Below are 22,580 nucleotides of genomic sequence, written 5' to 3'. Positions count from 1 at the left end.
AATGCTGGCAAAACGTATAATTCCCTGTTTGGATGTCAAGGATGGGCGGACTGTAAAAGGAGTCAATTTTGTGGATCTGCGCGATGCGGGTGATCCCGTTGAATTGGCCTATGAATATTCTCAACAAGGGGCTGATGAACTCGTTTTTCTGGATATTACAGCGACACATGAGGAGCGTAAAACGACAATTGATTTAGTCAAAGCGGTCGCACGTCAGGTGAATATCCCTTTTACAATCGGCGGTGGTATCAATGAAATCAAAGATGCTGACATCCTGTTGAATGCAGGTGCAGATAAAATTTCCATCAATTCCGCTGCGGTACGTAACCCCGCTCTTATCAATCAGATGGCGGCAGCTTTTGGTGCGCAGTTTGTTGTGGTTGCTGTGGATACTAGATCCATCGAAGGGCAGAATTTTGTCCATCTGAGTGGCGGGCGTATCAAGACGGAATTGAACACAGCAGATTGGATACTTGAAGCGCAGGAACGTGGAGCAGGAGAGATCCTGCTGACGTCAATGGATCATGACGGAACAAAAAATGGCTTTGACAATGGTTTTTTAAAAACAATAAACGACCAGATTCATATTCCACTGATTGCCTCTGGCGGAGCTGGTAATCAACAGCATTTTGTGGATGTTTTTCAGCAAGCTAACGTGGATGCTGCCCTGGCGGCATCGGTCTTCCATTATGGTGAAATATTGATTCCCGATCTTAAAGCTACCTTGCGTCAAAATGGAATTGTCGTAAGATAGGAAACAAGATTGATCAAGGAGAAGTAAGCCATAAACTTGCTGATTGAAATCCTGAGAAGTTAAAACAGAGCTCATGGCTCTTCGAAAATAATTAAAAATTGAAATACTAAAATCATGTTAGATTTTGCAAAAAGTGACGGCCTCGTTCCAGTGATTGTGCAGGACTTCCAAACGTTGGAAGTGTTGATGTTAGGCTATATGAACGAGAAAGCTTGGGAGAAGACACAAGCAGAAAAACGTGTTACGTTTTTCTCCCGAAGCAAAAATCGCCTTTGGACAAAAGGAGAGGAGAGTGGAAACTTTTTGAATGTAAAAAGCATCCATGTTGATTGTGATAAGGACACTGTTTTGATCAAAGCAGAACCAATGGGGCCAACCTGTCATACAGGGAGCAGAAGCTGTTTCAGTACAGACTTCAACCAAAACTTTCTGTTGGAGCTAGAGCGTATTGTCAACCATCGCTATGAACATCCTTCTGACGAATCTTATGTCAATCGTCTGCGTTCTCGCGGTATCAATAAGATTGCCCAAAAAGTTGGCGAGGAAGCCGTAGAAACAGTAATTGCAGCATTGACAGAAACAGATACTGATTTTATCAATGAAACTTCAGACTTACTGTTTCATTTGATCGTATTGTTGCGTGAGAAAGGATTTTCTCTAGAAACAATTGCGAAAAACCTCGAGAGCAGACATCAATAGGTATTTGGACAATGGCATTACCTGGAAAATGGCATTACCGTTGAACAAAATCCGAAGCCGGGAGAAGGCTTTAAGCTAAGATGACAAAATAATCTAAGAAGTGCAGTATATTTGTGGATATACTGCACTTCTTGTTTCTACGTGCTAACAATACGTATTGCTGTATTGATCTTTACTGGATGCATAGCTTGATCAGCGGAGAATTTAGCCCTACAGCATAAAAAATGGGCGTAAAATATGCGATCCGGATAGAGAAAGAGTTTTAGCGAAATTACTATGGATATTACATTAAAATCGACATTACCAGGACATCAAAACCCTATTTTTTGTGTAGAAAAGGGCTATTATACGCATACATTTTTTACGGCTGGTAACGATAAGGGCGTTGTCGAATGGGATATTGAGCAGAATGCATTTAAGCGTATTCTCTGCGCGGTAAGTTCATCGGTTTACGCTTTACGGTTGATAACGGGTACGCCGATTCTGGCCATAGCATTGCGCGAGGGCAAGCTGCTTTTTGTACATGTTGAAGAGCAAAAGCTTGTAGCAAGCATACAACTGAGCACCAAAGCTATTTTTGCATTGGCTTATATGTCCTGGAAAAATGAGCTTTTGGCAGTAGGTGAAGAGGGGACATTGTATGTCATTGATTTGGAAACTTATAAAAGTATTTACGAGAAGCGTATATCCCCAACAACAATTCGAGCAATTGCAATTGATGAAGGACTTGGACGAATAGCATTGGGCGATAAAGATGGAAAGGTTTATATGTTGGACAGTGCTGACTTTCATGTTATTAATGATTCAAAATTGCATAGTATGCCCGCTACGTCGCTGGCATTTATCCATAATAAATTGCTAAGCGGTGGAAGGGATGCGCAATTGGTGATTTCAGATCCAAATCAATTGACAACTAATTTTTCCTTTGTACCTCATCTTTTTACCGTATACGGAATATATCCCCATCCTGAAGCGCCAGTTTTTGCAACTGTCAGTCGCGATAAATCGTTGAAATTTTGGTCCACAGCCGATTTTGCACTATTGAAAAATATGAGCCGCGAGAAGATGCAAGATGGCCATCATTTATCTGTAAATGCAGGAGCATGGTCCGAAAATGGACAATATTTCTTTAGTGTCGGTGACGACAAATTAGTAAAAGTCTGGGAATTTCATTTATAAAAGATTGGGCAGAAGGTACGGACTAACTGAGCAGATAAAAAAATAGATTTCCTCTGTAGCGAATTCATAATTATATCGTTAACTATGGTAATTATAAATTTAATTGACCTTATAGTTATATTTTATGAAAAGAATTTGGCTTATCTTATTAGGCTGTATAGCGCTTTCGAGCTGTGATAAAATCGAAAGTAAAGGAATGTATCTGACTCGAGTGCCCATATTCGAAACAATGGAAAGTATACGGGCTAAAGCTAATCCCGTAAGCAGCCCTACGACAATTGTTCAAACTGGAAAGATCTATATTTATCAAGATTACTTGTTTATTAATGAGCCGGGGAAAGGTATTCATATTTTTAATAATGTAGATCCGTCAAAACCTCTGGCGATATCGTTCTTGAGCATCCCTGGCAATGTGGATCTTGCGGTTCTAGATGGAAAGCTATATGCTGATAGTTTTACAGATCTATTGACCTTCGATCTCGAAAACCCTGCATCTCCCAAATTATTGACACGGAATAAGGATGTGTTTAAGATGTTGCTTCAAATGGATTACTTCAATAACACTGCCGATCGCATCATTACAGGATTCCGAGATAGCCTCGTAAGCTTTAGCCAAAAAGATAAATATTCACCTTATGACCGAAAAGAACCTCTCTATAACGAGACCAATTCGGGATCAGGACAGGGCGGATCCATGGCGCGATTTACCATTGCGAATAAACACCTCTATGCTGTAGATCAAACGACATTACACCTTTTTAACGTACAGAATGCAAGTAAACCGGCCTATGTAAAGGATATCAAAATAGGCCCTGGTATCGAAACAATTTTTCCCTTTAAAAATAGCCTGTTTATCGGTTCCAATACAGGCATGGTGATTTATGATATCACGACGGCATCTGCTCCCGTAGAACTGTCACGTTATGCACATATTCGTGCCTGTGATCCTGTCGTTGTCAATGAGAAATATGCCTTTGTAACTTTACGTGCAGGCGTGGTATGTGGTGGACAACAAAATTTGTTGGAAGTTATCGATATCCAAGATTTGACAAAACCGATGTTGAAAAATACCTTCACTTTGGAGAATCCCTATGGCCTGGCGCTAGCAGACAAAACCTTATATGTCTGTGATGGAAAATTCGGATTGAAGTCATTCGATGCCAGTGATGTTAGCCAAATAGGTAATAAGCTTTTAGAAACTCACAAAGATCTGATGGGCCTAGATGTTATCGCTGGACCAAAATCGTTGATCGTTGTTGGAGAAAAAGGTGTACATCAATATGATTATAGCAATAAGGCCAAATTGAAGGAATTGAGCATTATTCCTGTTATTAGATCCAATTAAGAAACTATTTCAAGAACTTCATTATTCTGATATGAAAAGACTTTCGATTGCCATTTTGGCTCTTCTCGGGTATTTAACTGTTGATGCCCAAACAAAAAAATATACAAATCATAATGAATTTTCGGTTATTACTTATGGCCCTGCCTTTCTCGAATCTGGATTTGGCCTGCATACATTCCATGGGGTGCAGCTCCATGAAAATATAGCTCTGGGTTTAAATACAGGGGTGGATAGGTATCCTGTAAACAATGAAGGATCAAAATGGTTTTTACCACTCTCAGCCAAAGTGAATTATGTGGAATTCCCTGACAGAAAACGTAGTTTTTTTACAGGATTGGATTTAGGCTATAGTTTTGCTTTCTTAAATAAAAATCTAGTCGAGAGCAATTTAAAATATGAATATCAGGGCGGCTTGTTGGTAAATCCACAGCTGGGTTGGCGCTTTAAATTTAAGAATTCAGCGAAATATTGGTCTTTGGCAACGGGATACCGGTATCAGCACTATAGCCGAAAGGATACTTATACGCGTCCCTCGCCAAACTTACCAGACACTAGCATAGGGTATGGAACAACACAAATGGATAAAAAATATGATCTGCACCGTTTTACTTTACAGGTAGGATTTGGTTTTTAGGTATCGATCGGATGTTTTTTTGGATTAACAGGTGTCGATAGCTTGAATTATAAAAAAATAGCGTAAGTATACGGTTCGTTTTTCAAATCTAGACCGATACTTACGCTATTTCACTTTTCAGTTGTGGAGCTTACCTATTCGTTGTCTAAAAGCTGTAATATCTGCGTAAGGTATTTCTCATCGACTTCATCAAAACTATTTAATTCACTGCTGTCAACGTCCAGCACACCGATAATCTGTCCCTGTTTAAAAACGGGTAGCACTATTTCGGACCGCGAGAGCGAACTACAGGCAATGTGTCCCGGAAATTGCTCCACATCAGGAACAATCAATGTTTTTTCCTGTGCCCAAGCACCCCCACATACGCCACGACCTTTTTTTATACGTGTGCATGCAACGGGTCCCTGAAAAGGGCCTAATACGAGCTCGTCTCCATCCACAAGATAGAAACCAACCCAGAAAAAATTGAATTGTTCTTTCAGTGCAGCAGCGATGTTAGCCAAATTGGCAATTTGATTAGGTTCGCCTTGCAATAGTCCTCCGATCTGAGGAAGTAAATTTTGATATTGTTCTTCTTTGCTACCTTTAGCTATTTGTAAATCCTCTGCCATAAAAATCTATGTAAAAAAAATAATCATGCATTTGCTATCAGGATTACAATTGCCAAGCATGTTTTGCCTGTCCGGAAGGCTTCACGGCATATTGCGTTCCAACCTGCATGAAATGAAAAAGCGCTAATACGCTGTTCAAAGTTAACAGAATATTAGCGCTTTCGCATCAGGCAAATGTTATTATTTCTTGGTGTTGATAATGTTCACCCGAATGTAGTTGCTTCTTTTGCCGGAAGGCGTTACAACAACGGCTTTGAAAACACGTTCCTTGCTATTAGGAACCGTAATTTTCACTGGACCTGTATATTCTAAATCCAATTCTGAAGGATCATAGTTGTCCAATGTGTAATAAATTTTGGCCCCTTCAACAGATGGTTTCAAACCTCTGATCGTATATTCCGAAGCATATACGGTGGTATCTGTTATGCCATATACTTCCGGTACACGATAGAATGTATTGGTTTGGTCAAGTTTAGCCAGCTGATTTGCTGCACGCTGTTCTGAGAAATTTTTCCAGTTCTTTTTCTCTGGCTGAGTCCAGGCAATTTCAGAAAGCGCTAAAACGCGCGGTAGCACTGTAAATTCGACTTTATTGGATGATCCAATATACTCTGTCCAAATATTTGCTTGTACACCTAAAACGTGTTTTTTGTTGTTCTCAGCAATTTTGCTAGGCATTGGGTCAGACGAATATACTTTGCTCAATGTGGAAAGTCCGCCGATACTTAAAGGTTCTCTGTTTTGATCAGGACCTTGTTTGTGATCAAAATATAGACCATAGCTGTTTGCCGTAATGATCACATCGTGACCTTGATTGGCTGCATCAATTGCACCTTGATCGCCTCTCCAGCTCATGACAGTCGCATTAGGCGCTAAACCGCCCTCTAAGATCTCATCCCATCCAATGATACGTTTACCTTTACTATTGATGTATTTTTCCATACGTTGGATAAAATAGCTCTGTAACTCATGTTCATCTTTGAGGTTGTTGTCTTTGATTCTTTTTTGACAAAATGGACATGTTTTCCATTTTGTTTTTGGACACTCATCACCACCGATGTGGATATATTCGCTAGGGAATAAGGGAATGACTTCATCAATTACATCTTCTAACAATTTGAATGTTTCTTCTTTTCCGGCACAGAAAACATCGTCAAACACTCCCCAAGTCTGAGCAGCTGTATAAGGTCCTGGCTTATCACCACAGCCCAATTCTGGATAAGCCGAAAGTGCTGCTAGTGCATGCCCTGGCATCTCGATTTCGGGTATAACCGTTACATATTTAGCTTTTGCATAAGCAACCACTTCTTTGATTTGGTCCTGGGTATAGAAACCACCATAAGGTGTGTTGTCATAATCGCCATCTGTCTTGTAGTTACCCAGCAGTGTTTGCTTGCGGTAACCGCCAATTTGAGTCAATTTTGGATGTGATTTGATTTCTATACGCCAGCCTTGGTCGTCTGTCAAATGCCAATGAAACGTATTCAATTTGTAAGATGCCAGAATATCAATGTATTTTTTTACAAATTCTACAGGAAAGAAGTGACGGCCAACATCGAGATGTAATCCACGATAGGCAAAACGCGGTTCATCCTGGATTGAAGCTTGTTGAATTTCTATGCTGGCCTTTTTATCTACAGGTAGCAGTTGGATCAACGATTGCATACCATAAAATAGACCGGCAGCTTTTCCGCTAATAGTTGCGCGGTCCGAACTTATGTTAAGTTCATACGCTTCAGCATTAGTGGATTTTGCGTTTTTGGAGGAGAAATAGATCGTATTGCTGCTCGCTGATTTCACTACTGATAAATTGAGATTGTAGTTGCTTTTTAGGAAATCCTGAAACAGCGTTGCAACTTTTTTGTCCTCTTCGCTATCAAAGGCGATTTTGGTGTTAGCGTTGATTTTAAACGTGCCATTTTTAATTTGAACCTGTTGCGGTAATGGCACAATGTTCAAGGTAGCATCTTTCTTTTCTTGCGCAAATACTGCTGCTCCTACACTTAGAGCCAGCGCAAGTGAAAATAGTTTCTTCATGCGTGAGATTATAACTGAAATAAGAAGTCCTAAAAATAGGTGAATAAATACGTTTTAGCAAAGAGAAAATGTAACAAATAGGGTATGAAAACACTGTTAAAAGTGTTCTTGGGCACTTAGAAGTGTTTTGGGTAATAGCCTGTTTGAAGTAGATCAATCGTTTGTTTAGCCTGTTAAAGCTGACATTTTACTTCGAGGAATGCGATCTAAATTCGCGTAAAAAAAATGTGCTTTTTAACTGTTTTTTCTTTTTATGGCCGGATGATCTACCCATAAATATCATTTGCTGTGCAGGCGGCTGATTTAGACGATTGAAGCGATAGAGGAGATAACAACCTTGGACCATCTTCTGACGACAGCCATTTTTAATCTGTTATTACGACTTAATTTATAGGTATGTTAAACGGATCTTATAGGGGCTTATCCGAATAAGGTCCGAATGAGGTCCCTATAAAGCCCCTATTAGCTCCTTATAATTTATGGATATATTGTTTTGATGCTTTATATTTGAAGCACTGTGAATAGCGACCGATTTGTAGCAAAACTGAGGTTCGGGAAATGACAAAGGAACCCGAAGGTTCCTTTATATCTTTTACGCTACAGCATTAACAACATGTATTCATCATCCAATGATTGATATCGGATATGTTCAGCAAATGTTTATGCATTAAAGTCGTTTCAGTGCTAATTTGATCATATCTTCTACGGAAAGATTGCTTTCGGTCTTTAAAATGGTATTTAACACCTTCTCTGCCGCGGCTTTGTTGAATCCGAGCATAACCAGCGCTGATAAAGCTTCTTCTGGCACAGATTGGGATTGGATAGGTGATGCCAAGGCTTCGAAGCCCTGTTTTTTTAATTTATCCTGAAGTTCCAATATAAGACGTTGTGCTGTTTTAGGGCCGATTCCTTTAATCTTTTGAATTAGGGCAACCTGGCCATTGACGATGGCAGACTGGATCTCATCCGGTGTGTTTGACGATAGGATCATACGGCCTGTATTTGGGCCAATACCGGAAACAGAGATCAAATTTTCGAATAATTTTTTCTCGCCTTCTGTCGCAAAGCCATAAAGCGTGTGTGAATCTTCCCGAACTTGAAATGAAATAAATAGTTTACAATTTTCCTGATCCTTGATTTGGGAGAAGGTATAGAGAGAGATGTGGACATAATAACCAATCCCACTCACATCGATAACAACATGAGTGGGGGCTTTATATGCTAATTTTCCATTGAAATATTCGTACATAGTATACGAATATAGGAAGATTTTAAGCTATTCTATAAATTTTTAAGATGTGCTTGTACATCTACTACGGCAATGGTAACCATATTGACGATTTCGCGCACAGAGCTGTCCAATTGCAATACGTGAATTGGTTTGTTCATACCCAAAAGGATTGGACCTACAGCCTCAGCTTCACCAACTTCTTGCAATAATTTATAAGCGATATTTCCGGACTCCAAATTAGGAAATACGAGTGTATTCGCAGATTTTCCATTTAAGCAGCTGAAAGGGAAGTTTGCTGTCAACATTTCGCTGTTTAAGGCGAAGTTTGCTTGTAAATCACCATCAGCAATAATCTCTGGATGTTGATCGTGCAGGATCTGCGCTGCCGCTCTCACTTTTGTTGGCGTTTTTCCTTCACTTGAACCAAAATTAGAGTAAGATAGTAATGCAATACGTGGCTGAATGTTCATGCGTCTCACAGCTTTATCTAGTAACAGGGTAATGTCTGCTAATTCTTGTGCTGTAGGGTCTTCATTTACGGTTGTATCACCCATGAAGATTGGTCCTTTTTTAGTTAACATCATATACATACCTGCGACACGGCTGCCTGGTTTAGCACCGATTACATGTAATGCAGGACGGATTGTATTTGCATAATTTTTGGTCATACCGGAAATTAGGGTATCAGCTTCGCCAAATTCCACTAAAGAGGCACCAAAATAGTTACGGTCGTACATCAACTTACGGGCATCGTATTTCGATATACCACGGCGTTGTCTTTTGATGTAAAGATGTTCAATAAATTTCTTCGAACGCTCCGTTTCGTTGTCAACTTCAGCAACTGGGTCGATAATTTCAAGACCATCCAATTCAAAAGCATATTCTTTGATTAAACGTTCGATTTTATCTCTTCTACCTAAAAGAATTGGAATCGCAATGCCTTCTTCTTTAACAATCTGTGCCGCACGCAACGTTTTGTAATTGTCTGCTTCTGCAAAGACAACACGTTTAGGATCTCTTTTAGCAGCCATAGTCAAATTGCGCATAATCGCATCATCTTTACCAAGACGTTTACGTAGGGCATCGCTGTATTGATCCCAATCTTCGATTACGGTCTTTGCTACACCTGATGCGATGGCAGCTTTTGCAACAGCCATGGAAACTTCAGTGATCAAACGCGGATCAGTAGGTTTTGGAATGATATATTCTTCCGAGAATTTTAAATTACTCGTGTTATAGGCTTGATTTACTTCTTCTGGAACAGGTTGTTTCGCCAAATCTGCAATTGCACGCACTGCGGCAATTTTCATTTCCTCGTTAATTGCTGTTGCACGTACATCCAAAGCACCACGGAAGATATATGGGAAACCCAATACATTGTTTACTTGGTTGGGATAATCTGAACGACCTGTACCCATGATAATATCGTTACGTGTTGCCATCGCCAAATCATAAGCAATCTCAGGATTTGGATTTGCCATTGCCAATACAATTGGGTTTGGAGCCATCGATAACAACATCTCTGCCGACATGACGTCTGCTGCCGATAGACCGATAAATACATCCGAATCTTTTACAGCATCTGCCAGGGTGCGAATATCGCGATCTGTTGCATATTGTGCTTTCATACTGTCTAGATTTTCTCTATCAGTACGGATTACACCTTTGCTATCCAGCATCACAATATTTTCTTTGCGAGCACCTACTGAAATATACATTGCTGTACACGACATTGCAGCTGCTCCAGCACCATTGACGACGATTTTTACTTTTGAAATATCTTTACCGATAATTTCACAGGCGTTGATCAATGCTGCACCTGAGATGATTGCCGTACCATGTTGGTCATCGTGCATCACTGGGATGTTCATTTCTTCTTTTAGACGGCGTTCGATTTCAAAACATTCCGGTGCTTTGATATCTTCCAGGTTGATCCCTCCAAAAGTAGGCTCCAATGCTTTGACGATGTTGACAAACTCATCCACATTTTTGGTGTCCACTTCGATGTCAAATACATCAATGTCGGCAAAAATTTTGAATAATAAACCCTTACCTTCCATGACTGGTTTACCAGCTTGGGCGCCGATATCGCCTAAGCCCAATACTGCGGTACCATTACTGATAACAGCAACGAGGTTTCCTTTTGCGGTATATTTATAAGCATCTTCTTTGTTCTCAGCAATAGCCAAACATGGCTCCGCTACACCTGGAGAATATGCTAATGATAAGTCTCTTTGCGAATTTGTTGGTTTGGTCGGAACAACAGCTATTTTACCAGGTCTACCCATTGCGTGGTAGTTTAACGCTGCCTGTTTACGATTAGTGTTACTCATTACGATTTTATTAATTTAAGGCTACAAATCTATCATTCTTTTTGATAATTGGAAATATTTGCCAATATCTTATTATAATTAGACAATAATATGTTACTTCAGGACATCCAACAGTTTAAACATTTGCTGACGCATGCTGGAGGCCGACCCAGAATAGTTGTTAACCAGTAAAGTGTAGGTAAATGACTGTCCTGTTTTATTGGTATGTACACCTGTATAACCAAGTACGCCGCCGATTGTTCCACTTTTCATCTTCATATTGTTATAGGTGGGAAGACTTTCGTAGAAAGCAGGGTACCAACTTTGTTTTTGTGCATACTGCATAATCTTATTCATCGCTGATGTGGTCACTCGATTTTGAGGCGATAGTCCCGAACCATCCATACTATTGAGCTCACTGGATTTTATGCCTAATTTGGCATTCCAATATTTTTGGATATAATAGGCGCCATCGTCGGTGCCCGTTTTACCCGCTGTTGTATAAGCGATCGCTTTCAATAGAGCTTCTCCATAGAGATTGATGCTCTTTTGGTTAAACCAGTAGACAATTTTATCTAAGGTTGGGGATAGGTGAATATCCAGGGTTTGTTTTTTTGAAACATCGACTGAATCCATTTTTGCCCCAGTAGCAGGTCGTTCGCTGGCAACAATACCGTTGTTGTTTAAGACTTCGTTTAATTGATAAGCGAGATCGTAAGCCGGATCGGGAGAGGAGAGCTCAATTGTTTTCTTGAGATCCTGGCCATACGAACCACGCACAAATATCTTGGTTGAATAGGGGGCAGCATAGGCGTATACATTGTCGCCGCTTCCTGATTTACCAGTGGTTGTTTCATTGATAATTTCCAGATAGGGAACTTGGGCTGTATAACTAAGGATCTCCGCTTTGGCGCCAATTTTATTACTTGGGGTAAAATTGATGCCAAAAGCGTTCTCACACCAATTGAGCGAAGAAATCCCCGCGCCGTAGTAGTTACCCATGTCAGTCCAGATCCAGCCACCCGGAAGCTGGTTCCCATTATAAAGCCGATCATCGGCGATAATAGCGCCATTAATACTTTTGATACCGGCATTTTGGATCGCTGTAAGCCACTTGTTCAGTATCGTTGTTGCCTGAGTCTCCGGATAGCGAGCGCTGCCAAGGGTGGGGTCTCCCGTGCCTGTCACAATAATACTTCCGTTTAACACACCATTCTCGTCGATTTCACCTGTATAATACAGGGTTGTTTTGAACTGAAAATTCTTGCCCAGGAAGTCCAAGGCCGTCGCCGAAGTGATTACCTTCATGGTGGATGCGGTTGCTAGTCCGATATTTTCATTTGCCGCGAATACAGTCTGGCCTGTTTTTCCGTCGAAAACTATCAGTGAGCTCAAACCATTCCTGAGGCTTTCCTGATTTTGAAACTGCGTAAAAGCATCCTGAATTTTACTGCGAAGATCCTGCGCAAATAATGGAGTGGTAACGGTCGTTAACGCGTAAGTAGAAAAAGCAATGGTACTTAGCAGAAATTGGTTCATATATAATATTTTTTATCGTCCTATGGTATATCCCAGTTTATCTTCAATGAGTTTGTAAACACGGTTATCTCTATTCGTGCTGGCAATCATGGATATTCCATTGGATTTATCATGATGACTTGAACGCAGCCTATTTTAAGGGAAAAGCGTTCGCTGTACTTCGTTTGTTTTATTTGGCTTAAAGTTAGGCATTCGACCCTAAAAAATCCTAACTTGCATAAAATTGTATAGACGACATGAAGCATATCGAAAAATTAGCTGCCATTCGTGAGGCGATGAAGGTTCAGGGAATCGATGGATATATCATTCCATCTTCAGATCCTCATATCAGTGAATATCTACCGGAACGTTATAAATGCATTGCCTGGGCCTCGGGTTTTACCGGGTCAGCAGGTACGTTGGCAATCACACAAGATTTTGCCGGCCTTTGGACCGATTCTCGCTATTTTGTCCAAGCAGTGGAGCAATTGGCAGGAACAGGTTTTGAATTGGTGAAATTGAAAGTGCAGGGCGCAGCGGAGTATGCAGATTGGTTGGGCGAGCAGTTGGGTGCTGGTGCTAAGGTTGCTTTTGATGGCAATCTCGCTTCTTTATTGGTGGCTCAATCTGTTCAGAATACTTTGGAGCCTTTGGAGATTAAAGTAGATGGTCATGTTGACCTGTTGTCATCATTATGGGAAGGACGACCAGAGCTGCCTAAGGCACAGGCCTACCTGCTGGACGAAAATATTACGGGGCAGTCAACAGTTTCTAAAATTGAAGCTGTCCGCGCGGAGATGAAAAAGAACAGAACGGAGGCTCATCTGATCTCATCTTTGGATGACCTGGCCTGGTTATTAAACATCCGTGGTCAGGATGTACCTTGTAATCCTGTTGTTTTGGGATTTGTATTGATTACAGCAGAAAAAGCAACGCTTTATATCGAACCTTCGAAGTTGACAACTCAGGCAACGGAAGAACTGAAAGGCTATGGAGTGGATATTGCAGCTTATGAGGATGTTTTTAAAACGATTCCTACATTAGATATTACTTCAATTTTAATTGATCCCAAACGGACTTGTTTTGCTGTTTTCGACAGCGTACCTAAACAGGTTAAAATTGTTGAGAAAATAAACCCTTCGACGAGTTTAAAAGCAATTAAGAATAAGGTTGAAGTTGAAAATAACCGCCATACATTTGTAAAAGACGGTATAGCGTTGACTCGTTTCTTCAAATGGTTGGAAGAGAATGTCTCCTCTGGTGAGCTTTCTGAATTATCTATTGCTGACAAATTACGTGGATTTCGCGAAAGTCAAGATGGCTTTGTTGACGTCTCATTCACGACAATTGCGGGATATTTGGATCATGGTGCCCTGCCGCATTATTCGGCTAATGAAAAATCGAATTATGCACTAGAGCCTAAAGGTTTACTATTGGTAGATTCTGGGGGGCAATATACTACAGGTACAACGGATATTACAAGAGTGGTAACGCTTGGAGGCCTTACGCAGGAGGAAAAAGAGGATTATACGCTTGTACTCAAGGGAACAATAGAAGGTTCTCAGGCCATTTTCCCTACTGGAACACGGGGCTATCAGATCGATGCAATTACGCGTCGTCCATTGTGGGAAACATTACGCAATTATGGGCATGGTACGGGACATGGTGTCGGTTTCTTCTTGAACGTACATGAAGGTCCACAAGTGTTCAATGCAGCTGCAATAGATGTTGCTGTTGAACCAGGTATGATTACTTCGATAGAGCCTGGATTGTATCGCGTCGGCAAACATGGTATTCGCATTGAGAACCTCGTGTTGACCCGTAAAGCAGGATCTTCCGAATTTGGAGAATTTCTGGACTTTGAGACACTAACAATATGTTATATCGCAACCGATTTAGTCGAAAAATCCTTATTGGATAAGAAACATATTGCCTGGCTAAATAACTATAATCAGTGGGTATTTGATCAATTATCGACTCATCTTACTGTTGAGGAAAAAAATTGGTTGGCAGATAAGTGTCAGGCAATTTAATCGCTCAAAAAGAATAACGACAGTGGCTGTCCGCTGTCCACAACAATAAGTTGTCAAAATAAAAGGCCCCCCAATAATTAAGTAATAAAGTTTGGGGGGCTTTTTTTAATCGATTTTTTTCAAAATTTCATAAATAGATTCTTTTCCAAAAGGTTTCAGAATGAAACCGCTTATAAAAGGATAATTAGCCAGTTGCTCCTGATCGTTTTTGCTCGTAGAGGAACTGACAATAAAAATCTTGGTTCGTTTGATGAAGTCGGTCCTGTTTTCAAGTACATCCATTAGCTCCCAACCAGTCATAAATGGCATATTGATATCCACAAAGAGTATGGGTGGCATCAACGACTGGCTGATGTCATTGTTATCCAAAAAATCCAATGCATCCAGTGCATTTTTGAAGGAATGAAAGTCAATCTCATATTCGGTAAATCCCTGTAGCATATGACCGAAAATAGTACGTAAAATGGCATTATCATCAATGAGAATGATCGTTCTTTTAGTTTCAGGAGTCATGGTCTTTTTGATTAATAATTGTTTTCATCGTGTCAATAAACCTCATCTTTGTTGTTGATTGACATTGCAGTTTTTCTTTTACTCTTTTACTTGTGATATCACGCTGTCCAGGATCGTAGCAGTCATTTTCTACGAACAGGATTGAACACTATTTTTTTATTATAGTTGTATCAGCGGATCTTTATATGCTTTTTCTAAAAATTTGACATAAAAGGTACTACCCGAATCGATTTTACTTTGTACATCGATCTTTCCGCCCAATGATTCGATTTGATATCTAATGAGAAACAACCCGACACCTTTAGTCTCAAATCCACGGTGAAAAACCTTTTTAAACATAAACAGCTCAGATTTGTATTTTGGCAGGTTAATACCCAGCCCGTTGTCTTTAACCGTTAATAACGTTCCTTCTTGTTCCAAATGTGTATGTATTTCGATCCTAGGGGCTTTATCTGTTGCCGTAAATCGGAGTGCATTACTCAGGAGATTGCTTAAGATACTTTCGAGGTAAATTTTGGGATAATAAATGTCTTTTACATTGAATTCGATGGAAATAGTCGCATTTTTTTGCTGTATTTCTTCCATAAATTGCTGTTGCACTTTTTTGAATACGTCTAGAAAATTACATTGCTCGTAAATCAGTGAATTGTTTGATTTGATATCAAGTATACCCCCCAAATCATGTAATGTTTCGTTCAGGTTGTCACTGCTAATATGCAGAAGGTTCATAAAATCAGCCTTTATTTTTTCATCATCCGTTACCTTGATTTCGTCAATAAGCATCTGTATATTGCTGAGTGGGCCCTTTAGATCATGAGCGAGGATGTTAGCAAATTCTTCTAGTTGTCGTATTTTGGTTTCAAGATCTATTTTGACTAGATCCGATTCAATCTTTTGCCTTTTTAGGATTTCGATATTCTTTTTTGATTCTGAAATATCTTGCACCTGGACGATCAGAAATTGTGCGGTATTGGCATTATCAAAAACTGCCGCAACCGTTACAGAACACCATACAAAATGCCCTAATTTATGTAGATAGCGTTTTTGAAGCGTAAATGCTTCGATTTCGCCCCTGACAAGTTTTTCTCTAAGTTCAACATCTTTGTCTATATCGTCTGGGTGTGTTCTATCAGTAAACTTGGTTGTCGACATTTCTTCATGAGAATAACCAAGAATTTTGGTTAACATGTTATTGGATTCTATACAGTAACCTTCGAGGCTTGTCAACGAGATTCCCAGACCAGATAAATAAAATGCTTGATTAAACTTGTGTTCATTAAATTTACTCTTTTCATTGGACTCGACTTGTTTTGTAATGTCGGAAATAACCAGGGCTACCCGGTTCAGGGCCCTATGTATAGGTTTAATCTGTAAACGGTACCATTTGTCTTTGTGCTCTTTTAAATTGGATTGAAAATCCATCTTAAGTTCGCGGTCCAATTTTAATGAATTTTGTATTAATTGAAGAGCGGGCACTGCAAGATCAGGTGGAAAGAGTTCCGTGAGGCTCTTATTTAGAAATTCTTCTGGCGTATAGAACAATAGATCCGGATTGTTGGTCCAGTAGTTTTTAAATACCCCAGTATCGGTTACTTCAAATACAAGATCATTCAATGAGGCAACAAGCAATTGAAGTTGGTGTTGTTTATCTTCTAGGACACGATTTTTGTTGACCAATTTCGATACATCAATAAATGAGATTAAAAGACCTTTTTTATTGTCTTCTATAATAAGATGAACATTGAATTGATACCATCTAAACTCTTGATCCTTTTTTCGTCCTAGGATAATTTCATTTTGGTTTTGGTTTTTGGAAAGAGCACTAAAAAATGGCGTTTCTGTAGGCGATAGTTCTGAAAGATCATCAGCTGTATAAAACGTAATTAATTCATGTAGTTTGTTGGTATCTGACGTACTTTCGAGGTCTAAAAGCTCTTGTGCGCGTTTGTTAAACAGTAGAATAGTGCCATCATCGGTGGTCGTGATTAATCCCTCCAACCTTGTATTTACAGTTTGGTCAGAAAGCATAGATAAAGAGTCCCGTTGCAGATGCATTATCCAACAATGTTTAGGGTTAATTTTCTCATTTATAAGCATAAGTGGCCTATCAGCCCCTATTTGCAAAATTGGTAACTTTTACCCCAAAATAATAAATAAATATTAAAATATGTAACTTTTTGTATAAATTACTAGCAAGCAGATTGTTATGTGTGCATAGTAATCTGCTTGCTGGTATTTTACATCTTCTGTACCTAAGGACTTATGTTTAATTCTTAATTTTTTCGAGCCACATCCAGTTAAACCAAAGTGGCTGTAATTCTTTACTTTTAAAGGTTACGATATATTTTCCGGGCTTATCGAATTTAAATTTGCCGATGCGGTTTTCGACAAATTCTTCTGTGTAATTGTTTTCATTGGGCTCGACCACCATTTTGTTTGTAGGAGCAAAACTTCCTTTCAGCAGCTGATTGGCAGTACTGACTTCAAAAACACTGTTTTGTTTATTGGGATTATGTGCTGAGAAATCGAGTGAGTAGACGCCTGCTTCAGGGATGGTTACCTCCCAATCGATCTTCGTATCATCCGTCAGGATCGCATGCGTTGGATTTTTGCCGTTATAGCGTACAATTTTGAGCCCTTGGTTGAGGCTATTGGTTGATTTCAACGAAAAGCCACCAAAGGTTGATTCCGAGATTGTATTTTTGTCCAATTCCAGCGGACTGTTAAAAGTCAATTTAACTTCTGAAACATAGTGGTCAGGTTGCGCGTCAGGTAATTGGATATGGATTAGACTGAGACTTTGATCAAATTTTAGTGCCGTAGATACACTTCCCTTCATTAGTGAAACCTGTTCTGGGGTCGATTTGATTCCTGTAATCCGAAGTGTATGATCTAAGGGCCAATTAAAGACGTGCGCATATACGACTGTTTTTTGTCCTTCTTTTTTGGTCGTTAGGTAACCCCAATCGAAATGATTGTTTTTTAGATCAAGGCCGGTACTGCCATAGATGCCCTCTCCATAGCTGTTTAGCCAATCTCCGACTTCGTGCAGACGACTGACACTTTCGTAGGGAACTGTTCCGTTGGCACGTGGCCCGATATTTAAGGTGAAGCCCCCGTTGAGACTTACATTGGAGATTAATGACTGGAAAATTTGACTGGTTGATTTCCATTCATTCTCCTGACCGTTGTAACCCCATGAATGCGCGATGGTGCCCGGTGTCTCCCATGGATGGTTAATGTAATTGCTGCCAAATTGGTTATCTCCTAATGTTTCAAAATCCACATTCTCCGCATCCGTAGGAAGACCTAGACGTGAATTAATCAGGCAATTAGGCTGTAGTTCACGGATCAGTTTGACAACTTGCAGTAATTGTTCTTTTTTAATGATCGACTTTTGATAAGGGATCCACATGTCGAACCATATCAATGCAATGTCGCCATAGTTAGTCATCAGTTCGCGAAGTTGAGGGATAACTTTTTCCTGCCAATATTGATTGTATTGAGCATCGGTAACATGTCCCGACAGCTCCTGTTGATGGTTCCAGCCGTATGGATGTTCCCAGTCAATCCAATGTGAATAATAAAAACCTAATTTCATGCCGTGCTTTCTACAAGCCTCTGCGATATCTTTGATGACATCCCGATTGGAACCACTCAATTTTGGGAGGCTATAATGACCAACTTTTGTGTCCCAAAGGGCAACACCATCATGATGTTTGGCGGTGATGATGATATATTTCATCCCAGCCTCTTTTGCTAGAAGAACCCATTGCTCAGGATCTATTTTACTCCAGTCGAAACGTTTTGCCAAAGTACCGTACTCTTCTTTGGAAACGCGGTTGCGATATCTTAACCACTCGGCATAGTTATTCATATAACGTAAAGGTTCACCCTTCCACATGCCTTCAGCCGCACTGTATAGTCCCCAATGAATGAACATGCCAAAGCGGGCATCTTTAAACCAAGAGGCTTTTTCAGAAGTTTGTGCAAATAGTTTGGCCGAAATACTGAATAGCAATAATGACAAAATCAGTAGTCGCTTGATTGATGGTATCATAAAGGTTGTTCTTTTTTTTTGACTTACAAGATAGGCAAAAAATCGAACATCAATCCTTAAATTGGATTTTGGAGTGGTTGTAAACTATGGAATGTAGTCGGTGAAAAAGTGAAAACCCCTCGTATTTAAACTAAGGGGTTTCATGTTGTATGAAAACTTTAAAGCGATTATTTCAAGTTATAGGCTTGGATAATCTTTTTAAAAACGGATGTATTGTTGTAAATGCCCATAAAATTTTGCGCACCTGGTCCATAAGCAAAGACAGGTACCATAATATTGGTATGGTCATCGCTACTGAAATTACCCCTAACAGTTCCCTTTTTATAATTGGCATCCAATAGGGAAAGTCCGCCAGTTTCGTGATCTGCAGTGACAATGACTAGTGTTTCACCATCTTGGTCCGCAAATTTTAGGGCTTCCCCTACAAGCCGATCAAAGTCATGTTGCTCGGTGACAACATAGGGAAGATCGTTGGCATGGGCTCCATAGTCGATTTGTGCACCCTCGGCCATGATAAAGAAGCCATTTTTATTTTTAGACAAAAGCTGAATCGTTTTTGAGAGGGAATTTTTTAGCATTTCTCCCCGTCCATCGAGTATTCTTCTTGTCGCAGAATCCGCTAGGAGCACCAACTGTTTGCCCGATGTCGCTTTTTCAAAGTCGTCTAAATTTTGCTGAAGCTGATACCCTTTTTCGGTCAGTTGCTTCATCAGCGTGTTATCCTTGTTGTTGAGGAAGCTTTCGCGACGGGATCCAACTAAGATATCCACATGGCTATTTTTGAAATCTGCCGCAATTTCCTGTGACATTGTTCGGTCGATCTGATGTGCGTAAAATGCAGCCGGAGTAGCATCTGTAATATCTCCCGCACTGATGATACCACTTTTGATCCCATGTTGCGCCAGCGTATCTGGTATAGCGCTGATCAGTTTGCCATTGGCATCCACACCGATATACCGATTATTGGTTTTATGTCCAGTAGCCAAAGCTGTCCCGCCCGCAGCGGAGTCGGTAAAATCCGAATTGGATGCTTCGGTGCGCGAAAGACCAATATGTTTCATATTGATGATATTGGACTGACCAAAATTGGCACTTAAACCTGCTTGTATTTGGGCCAAGCCCATTCCATCACCAATAAGTAAAATAACATTTTTGACCTTACTTGTTGCGCCATCATTTTTATAGGTTGGCTGATAGGGAACGTAGGCCTTTGGATTTGCGTATTCGACTTTAGCGTTGTTTAAATAGAAATTCTTAAGCGCAGTAGGATGGTCTGTATTGATCCAGTCTACCCCCATGTGACCAAGTTCTTTCCAACTATTGGGACTGTCTTTGGTTGCCCAGAAACGAAAAGGTTTACCCAATTTATGCGCTTTGTCTATCACAGATTTCATCTTTTCAAGGTCGGGTGGAGTAGGCGTCCCTTTGCCATTCCAGACAGAATACTGTTTAATATCCTGACTGATCATCCCAATATGTTTGAGCTGTGCCGGCGTATAATCTTTTTCCGGCCGGCCATCAAAATAAATCATCGATGGATAATTGTCGAACTTTTCCGGCGGCGGGATTTCACCGCTGACGACAATTTTAATGGCGGAAGGATTTTTCTGCTGGTCGAATATAGATTCGTTGCCCTTCAAATCGGCCAACAATTTAGACAATACCTGTTCGTAATTTTCTTTGATATCAATCACGAGCTGTAAGGTCTGCTCAGGTTTGGCATAAGGTTTATTGCCGTTCTCCTTAAAGAAAGCAATTAAAGGGTCGATGTAAAGTTTTTTTAACGTCTTCCCTGGTTTGATTTCGCTGCTTTCATGGGCGACGTAAAGCTCTCCATTGCGATAGAAGACGTCCGCTTCGATAGAGCCCATTCCAGCATAGTAAGCCTCCAACAGCGGGATTTGTTGTTTGTAATCATTGTGGCTATGACCTGCATTGGCAGTCAGTTTCTGTTGTGCAGAAACTGACTGAATGCTTAGGCCGGCAAATAGCAGCCACATTAATTTATTGTTTTTTACCATCCTGCATTCTGTTTAATGACACCGGAACTGTTGTCGATCTCGCGTTGCGGAACTGCCCAAACATCATGTACTTGCGGATTGAAATTTCTAGCCGGCCAAATTACAGCACCATCGAAATCGTGTAAAGGTTTGGCATAGGTAGCTTGCGCATCGCCCCATCTGACCAAATCACGGTGACGGTCTGCCCATTCACCAGCAAGCTCATTGCGGCGCTCACGTTTTAGGTCTACAAGAGTCATTCCGCTCTTTGCTATTAAACCAGCTCTCTTCCTAATTTTATTTAATTCAGTATCACCGGCCCCAGCCCCATTTAAATTAATGGCTGCCTCAGCTTTAATCAATAATACTTCGGCATAACGCATCAATGGTACATTGAGGTCTGTTGTTCCGTTATCGCCATTTGGATTGACATGTGTTGGAATAGGGTCTTTATAAGAAAACGGCTCCATGTATTTCTTGAATTGGTAATTGGATGTAGCGCCTCCGTCTTTTGTGAAAGTGCGTTCATTGCCAAAAAACTGGAATTTATCCCCAGGTTTCAATATCGTCGCTTCACGGCGTAGATCTCCAGATTCAAAAGAATCATACAGTTCTTTTGTCGGTAGATAGTAGCCCCAGCCATTGTAGATTCCCCAAGCCTTGTTGGTGAGCATAACACCGGGAAGTTTACTTCCCCAGCCAGTACCACCGCCATTTGGTGTACAGACCACCGACCAGATATATTCTTTGGACCAGTTGTTAGCCGCTTTAAACACATCCACAAAATTGGTCAATAAATCATGTTTGCCCGAACTGATCACCATATCCGCGTACTTCACAGCATTGGTATAATCTTTTTTGTACAGATATACTTTTGATAAATAAGCCCATGCAGCAGTTTTGTGCGCTTTACCGTAATCCGAAGCATTCATATCTGAGAAATACGGAAGGTTTTCTGCTGCTTTTAGAAATAAAGAAGCAATGTAGTCATAGTTCTCGTTGACATTGTTAGCACGGGGTACGGGTACGGTTGCATCTGTTTCAGGTTTAACAATAGGCACACCTGCCTTGTCGTTGCCATAGTTTGCTGCCAATTGAAAATAAACCAGACCGGCATTGAAATAGGCATCGCCAATGATCTGTTTTTTTCGAGCTTCATCCATGCTTATATTGGGAACATTAATAATAATATCGTTAGCTCTTTTTATAATCGCATAACGCATGCTCCATTGAGATTCGGTATAACCACCACCGATGTAATTGCGGTTGAAGTTTTTGATATTATCGGCTTCCGGTTTGTTACGTCCCGTTACCATGTCGTCACTGGCATTAATAAACCAAAACATCCCACGACCGTAATAATCCTCTTCATTGTATTTTTCATACATACCAGCCTCCGCTTTGATGGCATCCTGTTCGGTTTTCCAAAAATTCTGAGCGGAAGGTGAACCCTCAGGCGTTATATCCAACTGTTTGTCGCACGATGCAAAAAGTGCTACTGCTGCTATTGCAAGGTATTTGATATTCGTTTTCATCGTTTTATTTTTTTAATGACTGATAAAACCTGGGTAAAGTCTTCCGTCTGTGAATGACAACTTTTATTTTTCGGTTTCATCATTTTTATTTTTCTCGTTTTAATAATCGATAAGATCTT

16 protein-coding genes are annotated in these 22,580 nt (G+C 40.3%); 6 read left to right on the top strand and 10 right to left on the bottom strand.

Features of this window, described 5'->3' with window-relative positions; genetic code table 11:
* Position 1 precedes the first annotated feature (1 nt).
* The 5 genes from hisF (at position 2) to GVK91_RS18240 (ending at position 4,611) form a co-directional block, all read left to right on the top strand.
* Positions 2-754 (top strand): imidazole glycerol phosphate synthase subunit HisF, encoded by a 753-nt coding sequence (hisF, locus tag GVK91_RS18260; RefSeq protein ID WP_153847480.1) that lies wholly within the window; start codon positions 2-4, stop codon positions 752-754.
* Positions 755-868: 114 nt separating this feature from the next.
* The gene (gene hisIE / locus GVK91_RS18255; RefSeq protein ID WP_075990989.1) at positions 869-1,453 is read left to right on the top strand and encodes a bifunctional phosphoribosyl-AMP cyclohydrolase/phosphoribosyl-ATP diphosphatase HisIE; all 585 of its coding nucleotides are present in this window, start codon (positions 869-871) and stop codon (positions 1,451-1,453) included.
* 276 nt (positions 1,454-1,729) lie between these two features.
* Positions 1,730-2,632 (top strand): WD40 repeat domain-containing protein, encoded by a 903-nt coding sequence (locus GVK91_RS18250; protein WP_153847479.1) that lies wholly within the window; start codon positions 1,730-1,732, stop codon positions 2,630-2,632.
* Positions 2,633-2,756: 124 nt separating this feature from the next.
* Entirely contained in the window at positions 2,757-3,977 is a 1,221-nt protein-coding gene (locus GVK91_RS18245) for an LVIVD repeat-containing protein (RefSeq protein WP_159730658.1), read from the top strand.
* Between the two features lie 31 nt (positions 3,978-4,008).
* Positions 4,009-4,611, top strand: coding sequence for a hypothetical protein (locus GVK91_RS18240; protein ID WP_159730656.1), 603 nt, complete (start codon positions 4,009-4,011; stop codon positions 4,609-4,611).
* 134 nt (positions 4,612-4,745) lie between these two features.
* On the opposite strand, the gene GVK91_RS18235 is transcribed toward GVK91_RS18240, so the two are convergent.
* The 5 genes from GVK91_RS18235 to dacB all read right to left on the bottom strand — a co-directional run bounded on the left by GVK91_RS18235 (position 4,746) and on the right by dacB (position 12,341).
* Complete coding sequence (locus GVK91_RS18235; protein WP_153847476.1) at positions 4,746-5,222, bottom strand: GAF domain-containing protein; 477 nt, start codon at positions 5,220-5,222, stop codon at positions 4,746-4,748.
* A 180-nt stretch (positions 5,223-5,402) separates the two neighbouring features.
* Entirely contained in the window at positions 5,403-7,259 is a 1,857-nt protein-coding gene (locus GVK91_RS18230; RefSeq protein WP_153847475.1) for a beta-N-acetylhexosaminidase, read from the bottom strand.
* A gap of 667 nt (positions 7,260-7,926) precedes the next feature.
* The gene (ruvA, locus tag GVK91_RS18225; protein WP_153847474.1) at positions 7,927-8,508 is read right to left on the bottom strand and encodes a Holliday junction branch migration protein RuvA; all 582 of its coding nucleotides are present in this window, start codon (positions 8,506-8,508) and stop codon (positions 7,927-7,929) included.
* 32 nt (positions 8,509-8,540) lie between these two features.
* Positions 8,541-10,823 (bottom strand): NADP-dependent malic enzyme, encoded by a 2,283-nt coding sequence (locus GVK91_RS18220; RefSeq protein ID WP_153847473.1) that lies wholly within the window; start codon positions 10,821-10,823, stop codon positions 8,541-8,543.
* A 93-nt stretch (positions 10,824-10,916) separates the two neighbouring features.
* Positions 10,917-12,341: a D-alanyl-D-alanine carboxypeptidase/D-alanyl-D-alanine-endopeptidase gene (gene dacB / locus GVK91_RS18215; RefSeq protein WP_159730654.1), complete on the bottom strand. Its 1,425-nt coding sequence runs from the start codon at positions 12,339-12,341 to the stop codon at positions 10,917-10,919.
* A 236-nt stretch (positions 12,342-12,577) separates the two neighbouring features.
* On the opposite strand from dacB, the gene GVK91_RS18210 reads away from it, so the two are divergent.
* Complete coding sequence (locus GVK91_RS18210) at positions 12,578-14,353, top strand: aminopeptidase P family protein (protein ID WP_159730652.1); 1,776 nt, start codon at positions 12,578-12,580, stop codon at positions 14,351-14,353.
* Positions 14,354-14,458: 105 nt separating this feature from the next.
* Here GVK91_RS18210 and GVK91_RS18205 read toward each other — a convergent pair whose 3' ends face one another.
* From GVK91_RS18205 to GVK91_RS18185, 5 genes are all read right to left on the bottom strand, one after another.
* Positions 14,459-14,866, bottom strand: coding sequence for a response regulator (locus GVK91_RS18205; RefSeq protein WP_153847470.1), 408 nt, complete (start codon positions 14,864-14,866; stop codon positions 14,459-14,461).
* Positions 14,867-15,025: 159 nt separating this feature from the next.
* Positions 15,026-16,921, bottom strand: coding sequence for a PAS domain-containing sensor histidine kinase (locus GVK91_RS18200; protein WP_159730650.1), 1,896 nt, complete (start codon positions 16,919-16,921; stop codon positions 15,026-15,028).
* Between the two features lie 211 nt (positions 16,922-17,132).
* Positions 17,133-18,926 (bottom strand): alpha-L-fucosidase, encoded by a 1,794-nt coding sequence (locus tag GVK91_RS18195; protein WP_235032955.1) that lies wholly within the window; start codon positions 18,924-18,926, stop codon positions 17,133-17,135.
* Between the two features lie 167 nt (positions 18,927-19,093).
* Positions 19,094-20,947 carry an alkaline phosphatase gene (locus GVK91_RS18190; protein ID WP_153847468.1) on the bottom strand — a complete coding sequence of 618 codons (1,854 nt, stop codon included), beginning with the start codon at positions 20,945-20,947 and terminating at the stop codon, positions 19,094-19,096.
* Positions 20,941-22,461 (bottom strand): RagB/SusD family nutrient uptake outer membrane protein, encoded by a 1,521-nt coding sequence (locus tag GVK91_RS18185; RefSeq protein ID WP_153847467.1) that lies wholly within the window; start codon positions 22,459-22,461, stop codon positions 20,941-20,943. The genes GVK91_RS18190 and GVK91_RS18185 overlap by 7 nt, the downstream gene beginning before the upstream one ends.
* Between the last annotated feature and the right edge of the window lie 119 nt (positions 22,462-22,580).

This window comes from Sphingobacterium sp. 18053 (genome assembly GCF_902706145.1).
GTDB classification, from domain to species: domain Bacteria; phylum Bacteroidota; class Bacteroidia; order Sphingobacteriales; family Sphingobacteriaceae; genus Sphingobacterium; species Sphingobacterium paramultivorum.
This window is presented reverse-complemented; position numbering and strand designations above follow the sequence as displayed.